The sequence below is a fragment of the Kitasatospora sp. NPDC001309 genome, from assembly GCF_042896295.1.
Classification (GTDB): domain Bacteria; phylum Actinomycetota; class Actinomycetes; order Streptomycetales; family Streptomycetaceae; genus Kitasatospora.
The window spans coordinates 73,749-87,135 of record NZ_JBIAXC010000017.1; the positions used below are offsets into that span (position 1 = coordinate 73,749).

The window sequence follows — 13,387 nt, forward strand, 5'->3', positions numbered from 1 at the left end:
TTGGACAAGTATCTCGTTGAACGAGAGAATAATGGCACGGGAGTGCCCGAGGAAGGATGAGAGGGTGTCCGAACGCGAGGAGCTGATGCGGCTGGTCCACCTGCTGCGCGGTCTGACGGTCGAACTCGACCTGTTCGGGGCCGAGTTCGCGGCCCGCAGCGGCCTGCACCCGACCGATCTGCGGGCGCTGATCCACCTGCTGGACGCGGCCCGGGCCGGGCAGGTGGTCACCCCGGGGCGGCTCGGTGAGGCGCTCCGGCTGAACTCGGCCGGGACCACCGGCCTGGTGGACCGGTTGGAGCGGCTCGGGCTGATCCGGCGCGAGCGCGACCCGCAGGACCGGCGCCGGGTGCGGCTGGTGGTGGAGGAGCGGGCGATGGAGCTCGGCGAGGGCTTCTTCGGCGGGCTGATCGGCGACCTGGTCGCGGCGATGGGCCGGTTCGAACCGGCGGAGCTGGCGACGGCCCGCCGCTTCCTGGAGGCGATGACCTCCGTGGTGGCCGCCGCCCGGCAGGACGACCCTCGGGGCGCGCCCGAGGACGGAGCCTAGGCGGGGCCCAGGGTCCAGGCGATCACCGAGAGGGTCGCCATCGACACCAGGGTCGACCAGAGCACGGTGTCCCGGGCGAGGTCGGTGCCCTGTCCGTACTCGCGGGCGTAGGTGTAGATGTTCTGCGCGGTCGGCAGGGCGGAGAACAGCACCACGGTGAGCAGCTGGTGGGTGGGCAGGTGGAGCACCGGGCCGGCCACCAGCAGGGCGACGAGCGGCTGGACCAGGGTCTTGATCGCGACGGTCAGGCCGACCTCGGCGCGGCGCGAACGGCCGTCGGCCGCCGGGCGGTTGTGCAGCGACATGCCGAGGGCGACCAGGGCGGTCGGCACGCCGGCACCGCCGAGCAGGTCGGCGGAGTGGTGGAGTTCGGCGGGCAGTTGGAACCCGGTGGCCGAGGCGACGGCGCCGAGGGCGGTGGCGATCAGGATCGGGTTGCGCAGCGGCAGGGTGACCAGGGCGCGCCGGCCGGCCGCGCCGCTGTCCAGCACGGCCAGGACGGCCGGGGTGACCACCAGGATCTGGAAGAGGACCACCGGGCCGACGAAGGAGGCGTCGCCGACGACCTGCATGGTCACCGGGATGCCGAGGTTGGCGGAGTTGACGTAGCCGGAGGCCATCGCGCCGATCGCCAGTTCGCCGCGCTTGCGGCCGAACAGCCGCCACCCGACGAGCAGTCCGAGGCCGGTGGAGACGGCGGTGCCGGCCACGAAGGCGAGCATCGACGGGTTGGCGAAGTGCCCCAGCGGGGTGCGGGAGATCATCAGGAAGAGCGCGGCCGGCATCGCGACGTGGAAGACGAAGCGGGTCAGCACCAGCTCCGCCTGCGGTCCGAGCAGCCCGGCGCGGGCGACGACGTAGCCGACCGCGGTGAGGGCCCAGATCGGGGCGAAGGCGGACAGCAGCGGGTGGAGGTCTGGCATGGTTCCTCGGATCGCTCGGACGGGTCTGCCGGGTGCGGCGGGGATCGCCCGCCGGAGGGCCCCGGAACACCGGTGCCGCCGAGAACCCCCCGTGGCAGTAAACCAGTGGCCGTCCGGGTGTTGATCAAGGGGGCCCGGGTCCTGGGGTGGGATCCGGACCGGTGACCGGGGTGGGATCCGGGCCGGTGGCCGGGGCTGCGAGGGCGTCGCGGGGCGGGCCTACGATGAGCGGGTGGAGGACCAGTACCTGAGCCTGTCCGAGGTGGAGGCCGTCGCCCGTCGGGCCCACGAGGGGCAGGTGGACAAGAACGGGCACCCGTACGCCGAGCACATCGCGGCGGTCGCGGGCGGGACGGCGGCGCGCGGCGGCAGCGAGGCGCAGATCGCGGCGGGCTGGCTGCACGACACCGTCGAGGACGACCGGCTGAGCCGGGAGTGGCTGGCGGGGGCCGCGCTGCCGGAGGCGACCAAGGCGATCGTGGACGCGCTCACCCGGCGGCCCGGGGAGCCGGTGGAGGCGTACACCGCGCGGATCCTGGCCACGCCGGGCGCGCTGCTGGTCAAGCGGGCGGACCTGGCGCACAACTCGGACCCGGCGCGGCTGGCCGTGCTGGACGGGGCGACCGCCGAGCGGCTGGCCGCCAAGTACGCGCGGATGCGGGAGCTGCTGGGGCTCACCGGGGAGCTCTGAGGGCGCGGAGCGGCACGGGCGCGGACGGACCCGCAGAGGCGGACCCGCAGGGGCGGGAACGCACGGGAGGGAACGCACGGGAGGGCCCGGGCCACGCGGATCGCGCGGGCCCGGGCCCTCCCGGGTCACCCCGGTGGTCCCTGTCCGACCCCCGGGGTGAGGGGGAGTGGTCAGGAGACGGGTGTCACGTCGGTACGCCGGTGGTCGGTCGGCTTAGTACCAGTGGTTGGCCTGCCAGAAGTTCCAGGCGGCGTTCGGGCTGCCGTAGCGGGTGTTCATGTAGTCCAGCGCCCACTTGATCTGGGTGGCCGGGTTGGTCTTCCAGTCCGCACCGGCGGAGGCCATCTTGGAGGCCGGCAGCGCCTGGCCGAGGCCGTACGAGCCCGAGCTCGGGTTGGTCGCCGTCACGTTCCAGCCGGACTCGTGGGAGATGATCTGGCTGAACGAGGCCAGCTGGTTCGCCGGGACGATCTGGGCGGCGATGGCCTGCGGGGAGGCGGTCGCGGCGTTCGCGGTGGCGGGCAGGACGCCCGCGCCCAGGGCGGTGAGACCAGCGGTGCCGGCGAGAATCGCGGCGGAAGTGCGCATACGGAGCTTGAAAGTGGGCATGTAGAACAGGACCTCAATCAGGTTGGGCCGAGTCGCGCCCCACCCAGGACCACGGGCCGGACAGGGGCCGTTGCGGTTGTGGGGCGCGACTCGGCGGTAAGCCGTCGACCGGTGGGACAGGAACCGGTGCGGCTGACGACGAGAGCCATTGTTGCCAGACGGGATCGGCCGCCGCCAAGACCCCCTCGTTACGACGCACCGTCGTAGGCGCGAGGGTGGCCGTGGATTCGAAGGGCGGCTCGGGCGGGGCGCTCGGACCGGGGTCGAGCCGGGCGGACGGCGGTCGGCCGACGGTCGGCCGACGGGAGGTCAGGGGGTGCGGCGAGGGGCTCCCGGCCACCACTACCCGCCGTCGTAGCCGCTTTTCGGCTGTGAGCGCACTCACCGTTTGGGCGGCGCGGCCGTCACCGGACGGTCCGGTCACAGCACTTTGGGTACTGACGATCTGTGCCCGGCGCCACAGGAATCGGCCACGATGCGTGACCGTCCCCTGATCGGAGGTCACCGAAGGCCGTCAAAGGCCGCCGGGGATCACCGAAGGTCGCCGAGACGGCGGTGCCGGAGCGCCCGGGCGGCGAGCCGGTCCGCCTCGCCGGCGGCCGACAGCTCGCCGAGCGCCCGCGCGACCGCCGCGCCCAGCCGCTCGCAGAAGGCCGCCGGCTCCTCGGCGGCGTCCGGCAGCTCGGGGACCACCTCGTCCACCAGGCCGACCGCCGCCAGCTGCCCGGCGCCGATGCCCTGCGCCCGGGCCAGCTCGGCGGCGTGCGCGCCGTCCCGGTGCACGATCGCCGAGGCGCCCTCCGGCGGCAGCGGTGCCAGCCAGGCGTGCCCGGCGGCCAGCACCCGGTCGGCCGGGAGCAGCGCCAGCGCCCCGCCGCCGGACCCCTGGCCGAGCAGGACGGCGAGGACGGGCGTGCGCAGTGCCAGCAGGGTGGTCAGGCAGTGCGCGATCTCGACCGCGATGCCCTCCCGCTCGGCCCGGGCCGACAGTTCGGCGCCGGCCGTGTCCACCACGGTGACCAGCGGCAGGCCCAGCTGCTCGGCCAGTCGGGCGCTGCGCCGGACGGCTCGCAGGTCGGCGGCGGTGAAGGGGCGCTCGTGGTCGCCGTCCTGCCGCTGCCGGTCGTCGCCCTGCCGTTGCTGGCCGACGACCAGGACGGGGTGGCCGCCGAGCACGGCGAGGGCGCGGACCAGGGCGCCGTCGTGGCCGCCGGGGGCGTCGAGCAGGACCAGTTCCTCGGCGGTGCGGCGCAGCAGCTCGCGGGTGCCGGGGCGGTCGGGGCGGCGGGTGCGGCGGACGGAGTCCCAGGCGTCGGGGGGTGTGGCGGTGGGAGGCTCCGTAGGGAGGAGCGGGGCGTCCTGGTGAGGGGCGCCCTTATAAGGAGGAGGGACGGTCCCGAGGACGGCGAGCGTGCGGCGCAGCAGTTCGCGCAGTTCCCGCGGCGGGACCACGGCGTCCACCAGCCCCTGCCCGGCCAGGGTCTCGGCCCGCTGGACGTCCGGCGGCAGCTGCACGCCGCGCAGTTCCTCGTACACCCGGGGACCGAGGAAGCCGAGGCGGGCGCCCGGCTCGGCGAGGACCAGCTGGCCGAGGGTGCCCCAGGAGGCGAAGACCCCGCCCATGGTCGGGTTGCGCAGGTAGCTGAGGTAGGGGAGGCCGGCCGCGCGGTGGGCCTGGACGGCGGCGGTGATGCGGAGCATGCAGAGGAAGGCCGCCGAGCCCTCCTGCATCCTGGTGCCGCCGGAGACCGGCAGGGCGATCAGCGGGAGGCGTTCGGCGGTGGCGCGCTCGACGGCCCGGGTGATCCGTTCGGCGGTGGCGACGCCGATCGAGCCGCCGAGGAAGCCGAACTCGGAGGCGACCAGGGCGACCGGCCGGCCGTCGATCAGGCCGCGGCCGGTGAGCACGGCCTCGTCCAGGCCGGTGCGGGCGCGGGCCCGGTCGAGCGAGGCGCGGTAGTCGGGGTCGGCGGTGGGGAGGGACGGGGGTTCGTCCCAGCTGTGGAAACCGCCCGGGTCGACCAGCAGGCCGATCAGCTGGTGGGCGGTCAGCGCGGTGGCCCTGGCGGTCGGCGTGCCGCCGCCCGTGCCGCCGCCCGTGTTCGCCCCTGCGCTCGCGCCCGTGTCCATGTCCACCCCGTCAGTGATCGTTCCGGTCCGGCACGGTCCGTCACTCTATGCGGCGCGGGCGCGGCGCTGTGGGAGTGCTGTGAAGGTGTGAGGAGCCCGACAGCGGGGGCGGACGGAAGTTCGACAGCGGTCGACCCAAGGGTGGCGCGGACCGTTCGTGGACGGCTTCGGCGTGCCGGCTCCGGCGGCCGGCGTACGGGTGAAGTCTCAGATGGGACAAGCGAGTTACCCGTCGGTAAAAAGTTGATTCAAGCCTTCCGGAGTTGTCGGTGGCCCGCCACACTGATGGACATGACCCGCACTCTACGCGCGTGGAAGACCCGCGCTGCCGCCATCACCGCCGTCGCCCTGATGACCCTCGCCCCCGTCGCCGTCGCCACCGAGGCGCACGCCGACGTGAGCGGCACGGTGTGCCTGTCCGCGCTGCCGTCGCAGGCCACCGACACCCTGAACCTGATCGCCTCCGACGGGCCGTTCCCGTACTCGCAGGACGGCGTGGTCTTCCAGAACAGAGAGGGCGTGCTGCCGAGCCAGTCGTACGGGTACTACCACGAGTACACCGTCATCACCCCGGGCGCCCCGACCCGCGGTGCCCGCCGGATCATCACGGGCGAGTCCTCCCAGGAGGACTACTACACCGGTGACCACTACGCCACGTTCTCGCTGATCGACCAGACCTGCTGACCTGCTGATCTGTTGATCGAGTCCCGGTACGGCTGAGTCCACGTGCGGCTGAGTCCCGGTACGACGGTGGCCCGGCGGATCCTTCCGCCGGGCCACCGTCGTACCGGGACCCGCGTCACAGCTCGGACGGCCCCCAGTCGTCCACCGCCAGCTCGTCCCCCACCCGCACGGTGCCCGGGCGCAGTACGGCGAACTTGCTGCCGAGGGCCACCCCGCCGACCGCCGCCCGGCGGTACCGCGCCAGGGTGCGCAGCGGCTCCGGGCCCGCCTTGGCGCCGGTCGACTGGTCCACCAGCGTCACCGCGCAGCGGATCGCCAGCTTGGTGTAGCCGAATTCGGCGCCGCCGACGCGGAAGCGGCGCAGCAGGTCCTCGGTGTGCGGCTCCGGCCAGCCGTCCACCACCAGGTTCGGGCGGAACCGCTCCACCGGCAGCGGGGCGACGCCCTCGCCGGTGCGCGCGTTGAAGTCGTCCAAGGTCGCCCGGGAGAGCAGGTGCATCGCGCTGCTGTCGGCGAAGCCCGAGGTCCCCGGGGTCAGCCCGTCGGTCGCCCGGTCGTGCTCCGGCGGCACCCGGACCAGCCGGCTGGGCGCGCCCAGCACCCGGGACAGCCAGGCGGCGACCTCCTCGCCCTGGTCGACGGCCGGGTACGGCACGCCGAACAGCTCGACCTTGCGGCGCGGGCCCGCGGTGTCCACGGCGAAGGCCACCGGCGCCACCCCGGGCGCGGCCAGCGCCAGCCGGGCGCCGCCCTCCGCCACCGCCGGGCGGACGGTCGCCAGCAGCGGATCCCGCCGCTGGGAGCGGAACACGCCGTCCTGGTCCACCACCATGAACTCCCGGTCGTGGGCGAGCCCCGCCGCGGTCACCTCCGCCCGCTCCGTGCGCACCCCGGCGCAGCCCTTCACCGGGTAGTACCGGAGTTCCGTCACCGTCGCCATGCCGCCCCCGTGGTCCGCGGCCGCTCGGGCCGCTCTTCTCCTCGCCCCCGTAGGGTAGTTGCAGGGCGGGCGCGGACCGGACCGGCCGTCGTGCCGGTGAACACCCGGCGGCCGTGCGGTTGCTAGGGTCTGCCCATGGCACCGAGCAGCGCGAACCCCCCGGGACGGCTCCGGCGCGACGCGCAGCGCAACCGGGACCAGCTGCTCGCCGCCGCCCGCGAGATGTTCTCCCGGCACGGCCTCGACGTCCCGCTGGACCAGATCGCCAAGGAGGCCGGCGTCGGCAACGCCACCCTCTACCGGCACTTCCCGACCCGCGAGGCGCTGATCGCCGAGGTCTTCGCGGACGCCGGGACCGGACTCGCCGAAGCCGGGCGGGAGGCGCTCGCCGCCGAGGACGCCTGGACCGGTCTGGAGGGCTACTTCGAGCGGATCTTCGCCCTCGTCGCCGCCGACCGCGGCATCAACGACCTGGTCACCCAGGCCATCCCGGTCATCCCCGGCATGATCGAGATCAGCCGCGGGCACGCCGCCACCGTCGGCGCCCTGATCGCCCGCGCCCAGGAGCAGGGCACCATGCGGCGCGACGTGGTCACCATGGACCTGCTCTTCCTGCTCGGCCCGCTCTGCCGCGCCCTGCCCGCCGCCACCGAGCTGCGCCCCGACCTCTGGCGCCGGTACCTCGCCCTGCTGCTGGACGGCTTCCGCGCGCGGGCCGCCCACCCGCTGCCGGTCCCGCCGATCGGCGAGGAGCACCTGGACCGGATGTTCGCGGACCTGTGGGAGGCCGGGGCCCCGGAGGCCTGACCGCCCCCGCCCTTCCCCCGCCTCCCCTGCCCTCCTGTCGGCATCAGGGACGCGTACGGAACGCCGGGTGGGGCGTCAGGACCGTGTCAACGGGTGCGGGCGGGCTCGGGTGCGCCGGTTAGCTGGGGTGATCCGCCCGGGGGCGGCGGCGCGGACGGAGAGGCGGGGCGGGCGATGACGGACACGGGTGCGGGCGACGGCCGGATCGTGGTCGGCGTCAGCGGGTCGCTCGGCAGCCTCGCGGCCCTGCACCACGCGGTGGCCGAGGCCCGGCGGACGGACGCCGAGGTGCTCGCGGTGCTGTGCTGGACCCCGCCGGGGGAGGAGCTCGGCTACCGCCGCTCGGTCTGCCCGCCGGTGGTCGGCGCCGGCCGGGACGCGGCCGTCACCCGGCTGCGGCAGGCGCTCGACGAGGCCTTCGCCGGGCGGCACGCCGGAGCCCGGCTGCGCTGCCAGGCCGTGCGCGGCGAGACCGCCCACACGCTGCTGCGCTGCGCGGACCGGCCGGGCGACGTCCTGGTGCTCGGCGCCGGACGGGAGCGGGGCTGCCTCTCCCGGCTGATCCGGCCGTCCGTCACCGCCTACTGCGTCCGGCACGCGGCCTGCCCGGTGCTCACCGTGCCGCGCCCGCCCCTCCAGCGGGACCTGGAGGCGCTGGAGCGCGGCTACGGCCTGCGGGACCTGGTGGCGGGCAACTAGGCAGTCAACTGGCGCGCGGAGTAGGGGCGTTGGGCGGCGCCAGGCCCTACCGGAGCCCGGCTGCCCGGGCGAGGAGTGCGGCGGTCCGCCGGCCGGCCGCCAGGGTGGCGGGGTCGGTGGCGGGCAGGCAGCGGTCAGCCCCGGGGTCGTAGGTGGTCATCACCACGCCGGCGTGGTCGGTGGGGAGTTCGAGCAGTTCGGCGGTCGGCGCGACCGCGTGCAGCTGATGGGTCAGCCAGCCGGGTACCACCTCGTCCGTGGTGCCCAGCACCAGCAGGACCGGCACCGGGGACGGGCCCGCCGCCAGGTGGTCGAGCGGGACGTCCCCGGTGGTGGCCGCCGGGCGGCCGTACGCGGAGGCGATGCCGACGGCGGCGGTGGGGCGCAGCTCGGCCGGGGTGTCCGGGTGGGTGGCCACCGCCACGGCCTCCCGGCCGCCGAGCGACCAGCCGGCGAGCACGAAGCGGTCCGGATCCCCGCCGTACGCCGCCGCGTTGCGCCGGGCGAAGGCCAGCGAGGCGAGCAGGTCGGCGCGGCCGCCGTCCGCCCGGTCGGAGCGCCAGTCCGGGACGAGGACCAGCAGGCCGAGTCCGGCGGCCTCCTGGGCGAGGGTGTGCAGCACGTCGCGCTCGTCGGGGCCCGAGCCGTGCCAGAGCAGGACGACGGGGGCGGGCCCGGAGTCGGTGGCGGCGGGGCGGTGGACGTCCAACAGGCGTCCGTCCGCGTACGGAACGGCCTCCGGTCGCGCGGTCGTCATGCCGGGTTCGCCTCCGATTCGATGGGTGGTCACGGAGCTGCTACTGTACTTCCTGTCGCGAGGGAGATGATCTCTCGTCAGGCGTCAGCGGTGCTACCAGAGCACGTCCTACTTTCAGTAGGAAGAGTCCGTGCGATCCGGGCCTGGCGCTCCACGGTTCGGACGGGGTCCGGCACCTTCACGGGTGCCGGACCCCGTCCGCGTTTCCGTCCGCGTTTCCGTCCGCGGGGAGCGGGAGTTCAGGACGGCTGGCGGTCGGAGCCCAGTTCGCGGGAGATCCGCAGGCCGGCCTGGGCGACGACCGGGCCGAGGGCGCGGACCCGGGCGGCCGTCATCCGGGAGGTGAGGCCGGAGACGGACAGGGCCGCCGTGACCTCGCCGGTGTGGTCGAAGATCGGCGCGGCCACGCAGCGCACCTCGGGTTCGTTCTCCCGGTCGTCGATCGAGTAGCCGCGGGCGCGGATCCGGGCGAGGTCGGCGCGCAGCCGGGTCTCGTCCGCGATGGTCCAGGCGGTGACTGGGCGCAGGCCGGCCGCGACCACCTCGGTGACCGCCTCCTCGGGCAGCCAGGCGAGGATCGCCTTTCCGGTGGCGGTGCAGTAGGCGGGCGCCCGGCTGCCGACCCGGGAGGCCATCCGGACGTTGGTCTCGTCCTCGACCTTGTCCAGGTAGACGATCCCGGGTGCCTGCCAGACGGTCAGGTGGACGGTCTCGCCGGCCTCGCGCTGGAGCCGGCGCAGGTGTTCGGCGGCGACGCTGCGCAGGTCGAGGGTGGTCAGGTAGGCCTGGCCGAGCCGGAGCGAGCCGTGGCCGAGGCGGAACCAGCCGGTCTCGCGGTCCCGTTCGAGCAGGTGCTCGTCGAGCAGCGGGCCGGCCAGCCGGAGCACGGTGCTCTTGTTGAGGCCCAGGGCGTCGGCGAGTTGGGCGAGCGGCACGCCGCGCCCGTCGCCGTGGTCGCGGACGTGGCCGAGGACGGCGAGTGCGCGGCGCAGCGAGGAGGACTGGTTGCGCTCGGTCGTGGGCTTCGACGCGGGCGCGGCCGTCGTCGTGGGCTGCTGGGGCGACGTCTCCGTCATGGGTCCGTTCCCTGGTCCGGGTTCTGCTGGCGTGGCCCCCGCACGTCGGCGGGGGTGGTCAGAACGTACCCCTTCGGGCCCGGGTCGGCGCATCCTCGATACAACGTTGTGCAGTGCAAAACTTCGTGAACCACCTCTTGTTGGGCCCGATCGCCCACGCCTAACGTCCCTGCCATCGAGCAGGCGGCGTCGCCCACCCGAGGCGCTGCGCCCTGCCGTCACCCCCACCACTTCACCCACCATCGGCCCCGGTCAGGGCCTGCTTCGACGCGCCCGTCCCCCGGCGGGGAGCGTCTCGGCGGCAGCTGTCGGGAGGGGAGGTCTCCACCCATGCGACTCACCAGTCGGGCCGCCGCGGCCGTCGCGCTCGCCGCCTGCTGCCTCGCCGCCACCGCCTGCGCCCCGGGCACCGCGGCGCCGGCCGGCGGCAAGGCCGACGACCGCACCGGCACCCTCCAGGTGTGGCTGTACAACGAGGCGGGCAACGCGGCCAAGGAGGCCGTGGTGGCCAAGGCCGTCAACGAGTTCCAGGCCTCCCACCAGGGCGTCACGGTGAAGGTCGGTTACATCGACACCGACGCCTCGGCCCGCGCCGCCAAGATGAAGGGCGCCTTCAACGACCCCAACAGCGCCCCCGACCTGGTCGAGTTCGGCAACACCGACCTGCCCGGCTACGTCGCCGCCGGCGGACTGGCCGAGATCGGCGCCGACTTGGACACGTGGCAGTCCAAGGGCGACCTCGACCCGGCGATCGCGGGGACGGCGGTGGTCGACGGCAAGACCTACGGCCTGCCGTGGTGGGTCGGCGTGCGCGCCCTGTACTACCGCACCGACCTGTTCACCGAGGCCGGGCTCAACCCGCCCGCCTCGTACGCCGAACTGGTCGCGGCCGGTGCGAAGATCCACGCCGCGCACCCGGACACCTTCGGCATCGCGGTCGGCGGCAAGTACACCTTCGGCGCGCTGCCCTTCGTCTGGGACGCGGGCGGCGACATCGCGGCCAAGAACGGCACGGCCTTCAAGGCCGCCATCGACTCGCCCGCCGCGCAGGCCGGGATCAAGCGCTACACCGACCTGTTCGGCCCGGACGGCTGCCCCGCCCAGCAGTGCGCGGACCTGACCGGCGGCAAGACCGTCGACCTGTTCGCGGCCGGGAAGTCGGCGATGGCGATCCTGGTCAACTCCAACCGCGGCAAGGTGGAGGCGGGCGCGGTCAAGGGCAAGTACGGCGTGGTGCCGCTGCCCGGGGAGAAGGCCGGCTCGATCGCCCCCGCCTTCGCGGGCGGCAACAACCTCGGGGTGATGAAGGCGGCCAAGCACCGCACGCTGGCGGTGGAGTTCGCGAAGCTGCTGGCGAGCCCGGCCTACCAGGCGCAGATGTACGACGCGATGGGCAACCTGCCGACGCTCAAGTCGGTCAGCGCCGAGGTCGGGGCGAAGGACGCCTTCCTCAAGCCGTTCACCGACACCATCGCCGCCGGCACCCGCTTCGTGCCGCTGGACCAGGCGTGGGCGCAGATCGACGCCCAGGCGGTGATCCCGACCATGCTGCAGCAGGTGGTCACGGGCAAGGCGGACGTGGCCAAGGCCTCCGCCGACGCCGCGGCGCAGATCAATTCGGCCTTCGCCGCGCACTGACCCGCCGAGCAGAGAGCAGGTCCCGCACGTGTCCGCATCCACCACGACCGCCCCGTCGGCGCCGGCCTCCCCGCAGCGGCGCCGTGGGGGCAGGGCGCCGGCCGCACCCCCGGGCGGCCGGCGCCGCCGGCCCCCGCTGCTGCTGCTCCTGCCGGCCGCGGTCATCCTGGTCCCGCTGGTGGCCTACCCGATCTACCAGCTCGGGCTGTTGTCCGTACTGGACTTCGGGCAGGCCCAGGCCTCCGGCGGTGTCCCGACCTCCTTCGTCGGCCTCGGCAACTACGCGAAGATCCTGGAGGACGGCCAGTTCTGGACGGTGCTGGTGCAGACCGTCGGCTTCGCCGCCTTCTGCGTGGTCGCCACCCTGGCCGTCGGTGCGACCCTCGCGGTGCTGCTGACCAGGGTGGGCCGCTGGCCGCGGCTGGTGCTGACCACGGCGGCGATGGCCGCCTGGGCGGCGCCCGCGATGACCGGTTCGACGGTGTGGAGCTTCCTGTTCGACACCAACCTCGGGCTGGTCAACCACACCCTGGTGCGGCTCGGGCTGAGCGGCTTCCACGAGTTCAACTGGTTCTACGACAAGTGGACGGCGTTCCTGATCGTCGGCGCCGTGGTGGTGTGGCACTCCTACCCGTTCGTCATGGTCACCCTCTACGCGGGCATCCGGGCCATCCCGGAGGAGGTCATGGAGGCCGCCGCCCTGGACGGCGCCGGCACCTGGACCACCTTCCGCCGGATCACCGCGCCGATGCTGCGGCCGATCCTGACCATCGTGGTGATCCAGTCGGTGATCTGGGACTTCAAGGTCTTCACCCAGATCTACGTGATGACCGAGGGCGGCGGCATCGCCGGCCAGAACCTGGTGCTCAACGTGTACGCGTACCAGAAGGCCTTCGCCTCCTCGCAGTACGGGCTGGGCGCGGCGATCGGCGTGATCATGCTGCTGATCCTGGTGGTACCGACGGTCCTGTACATCCGCAGCCTGCGACGGACGGGGAACGAGCTGTGAACGCCCTGCGCAACCCCCGCGGCCGGTGGCGGCTCGCGGCGAACAGCGGTGCCGTGGTGCTGGCGGTGGTCACCGCCTTCCCGATCTTCTGGATGGTGCTCTCGGCCTTCAAGCCCAAGGGCGAGGTGCAGTCGCTGGACCCGAGGCCGTGGACCGCCCACCCGACGCTGGACAGCTTCCGGCAGGTGCTCAGCGTGGACGGCTTCGGCCGGTACTTCGTGAACAGCCTGGTGGTCGCGCTGTCGGTGGTGGTGCTGTCGGCGGTGGTGGTCTTCCTGGCCGCCGTGGCGGTGACCCGGTTCAGGTTCCGGTTCCGCACCACGATCATGGTGATGTTCCTGATCGCCCAGATGATCCCGGTCGAGGCGCTGACCATCCCGCTGTTCTTCATGTTCCGCGACGCCGGCCGGTTCGCCCCGGGCGTCGGCCTGAACACCCTGGCCTCGCTGGTGCTGGTGCAGCTGGCGTTCTCGCTGCCGTTCGGGATCTGGATGATGCGCGGCTTCGTCGCGGCCGTGCCGGTCTCGATCGAGGAGGCCGCGCAGATCGACGGGGCGAGCCGGACCCGCATCCTGTGGCGGATCCTGCTGCCGCTGGTGGCCCCGGGCCTGGCCGCGACCAGCGTGTTCTCCTTCATCGCGGCGTGGAACGACTTCGTCTTCGCGAAGACCTTCATCATCAGCGCCAGCCAGAACCAGACGCTGCCCTCCGCGCTACTGGTGTTCTTCAAGCCGGACGAGAACGACTGGGGCGGGATCATGGCGGCGTCCACGCTGATGACGGTGCCGGTGCTGGTGTTCTTCATCGCGGTGCAGCGCAGGCTGGTGTCCGGGCTGGCCGGCGCGGTCAAGGACTGATGAGCGAGGGGGTGGCC

General features: G+C 73.9%; 14 protein-coding genes. 8 read left to right on the forward strand and 6 right to left on the reverse strand.

Annotation, left to right across the window (positions count from 1 at the left end; all coding sequences use genetic code 11):
• Nucleotides 1-85: 85 nt before the first annotated feature.
• Nucleotides 86-550: a MarR family winged helix-turn-helix transcriptional regulator gene (locus tag ACFY2K_RS18990; RefSeq protein WP_387712732.1), complete on the forward strand. Its 465-nt coding sequence runs from the start codon at nucleotides 86-88 to the stop codon at nucleotides 548-550.
• Here the strand turns inward: ACFY2K_RS18990 and ACFY2K_RS18995 are convergent.
• Entirely contained in the window at nucleotides 547-1,473 is a 927-nt protein-coding gene (locus ACFY2K_RS18995) for an AEC family transporter (protein ID WP_375893673.1), read from the reverse strand. The two genes, ACFY2K_RS18990 and ACFY2K_RS18995, sit on opposite strands and share 4 nt — an antisense overlap.
• 232 nt (nucleotides 1,474-1,705) lie before the next feature.
• On the opposite strand from ACFY2K_RS18995, the gene ACFY2K_RS19000 reads away from it, so the two are divergent.
• Entirely contained in the window at nucleotides 1,706-2,164 is a 459-nt protein-coding gene (locus tag ACFY2K_RS19000) for an HD domain-containing protein (RefSeq protein ID WP_380643606.1), read from the forward strand.
• A gap of 213 nt (nucleotides 2,165-2,377) precedes the next feature.
• On the opposite strand, the gene ACFY2K_RS19005 is transcribed toward ACFY2K_RS19000, so the two are convergent.
• Complete coding sequence (locus ACFY2K_RS19005) at nucleotides 2,378-2,752, reverse strand: transglycosylase SLT domain-containing protein (protein WP_375893676.1); 375 nt, start codon at nucleotides 2,750-2,752, stop codon at nucleotides 2,378-2,380.
• 552 nt (nucleotides 2,753-3,304) lie between these two features.
• Nucleotides 3,305-4,903 (reverse strand): carboxyl transferase domain-containing protein, encoded by a 1,599-nt coding sequence (locus ACFY2K_RS19010; RefSeq protein ID WP_387712735.1) that lies wholly within the window; start codon nucleotides 4,901-4,903, stop codon nucleotides 3,305-3,307.
• 291 nt (nucleotides 4,904-5,194) lie between these two features.
• On the opposite strand from ACFY2K_RS19010, the gene ACFY2K_RS19015 reads away from it, so the two are divergent.
• Complete coding sequence (locus ACFY2K_RS19015) at nucleotides 5,195-5,587, forward strand: ribonuclease (protein ID WP_375893679.1); 393 nt, start codon at nucleotides 5,195-5,197, stop codon at nucleotides 5,585-5,587.
• A gap of 115 nt (nucleotides 5,588-5,702) precedes the next feature.
• On the opposite strand, the gene ACFY2K_RS19020 is transcribed toward ACFY2K_RS19015, so the two are convergent.
• A complete protein-coding gene (locus tag ACFY2K_RS19020) occupies nucleotides 5,703-6,527 on the reverse strand; it encodes an MOSC domain-containing protein (protein WP_375885823.1) in 825 nt (274 codons plus the stop codon).
• A gap of 135 nt (nucleotides 6,528-6,662) precedes the next feature.
• Here ACFY2K_RS19020 and ACFY2K_RS19025 point away from each other — a divergent pair, with 135 nt between their 5' ends.
• Together ACFY2K_RS19025 and ACFY2K_RS19030 are read left to right on the forward strand one after the other, a co-directional pair.
• Complete coding sequence (locus ACFY2K_RS19025) at nucleotides 6,663-7,334, forward strand: TetR/AcrR family transcriptional regulator (protein ID WP_375885825.1); 672 nt, start codon at nucleotides 6,663-6,665, stop codon at nucleotides 7,332-7,334.
• 174 nt (nucleotides 7,335-7,508) lie between these two features.
• Nucleotides 7,509-8,033: a universal stress protein gene (locus tag ACFY2K_RS19030; RefSeq protein WP_387712644.1), complete on the forward strand. Its 525-nt coding sequence runs from the start codon at nucleotides 7,509-7,511 to the stop codon at nucleotides 8,031-8,033.
• 46 nt (nucleotides 8,034-8,079) lie between these two features.
• Here the strand turns inward: ACFY2K_RS19030 and ACFY2K_RS19035 are convergent, their stop codons facing one another.
• Together ACFY2K_RS19035 and ACFY2K_RS19040 are read right to left on the reverse strand one after the other, a co-directional pair.
• Nucleotides 8,080-8,790: an alpha/beta hydrolase gene (locus ACFY2K_RS19035; protein WP_387712647.1), complete on the reverse strand. Its 711-nt coding sequence runs from the start codon at nucleotides 8,788-8,790 to the stop codon at nucleotides 8,080-8,082.
• Nucleotides 8,791-9,029: 239 nt separating this feature from the next.
• Nucleotides 9,030-9,866 carry an IclR family transcriptional regulator gene (locus ACFY2K_RS19040; RefSeq protein ID WP_375885829.1) on the reverse strand — a complete coding sequence of 279 codons (837 nt, stop codon included), beginning with the start codon at nucleotides 9,864-9,866 and terminating at the stop codon, nucleotides 9,030-9,032.
• Nucleotides 9,867-10,196: 330 nt separating this feature from the next.
• Here ACFY2K_RS19040 and ACFY2K_RS19045 point away from each other — a divergent pair, with 330 nt between their 5' ends.
• Genes ACFY2K_RS19045 through ACFY2K_RS19055 form a run of 3 tightly spaced genes read left to right on the forward strand, consistent with a single transcriptional unit; the run spans nucleotide 10,197 to nucleotide 13,370 of the window.
• The gene (locus ACFY2K_RS19045; RefSeq protein WP_387712651.1) at nucleotides 10,197-11,504 is read left to right on the forward strand and encodes an extracellular solute-binding protein; all 1,308 of its coding nucleotides are present in this window, start codon (nucleotides 10,197-10,199) and stop codon (nucleotides 11,502-11,504) included.
• A 28-nt stretch (nucleotides 11,505-11,532) separates the two neighbouring features.
• On the forward strand, nucleotides 11,533-12,513 hold the full coding sequence (locus ACFY2K_RS19050; protein ID WP_375885832.1) for a carbohydrate ABC transporter permease: 981 nt from the start codon (nucleotides 11,533-11,535) through the stop codon (nucleotides 12,511-12,513).
• Nucleotides 12,510-13,370, forward strand: coding sequence for a carbohydrate ABC transporter permease (locus ACFY2K_RS19055; RefSeq protein WP_387712654.1), 861 nt, complete (start codon nucleotides 12,510-12,512; stop codon nucleotides 13,368-13,370). Before ACFY2K_RS19050 ends, ACFY2K_RS19055 begins: the two co-directional genes overlap by 4 nt.
• Nucleotides 13,371-13,387 lie beyond the last annotated feature (17 nt).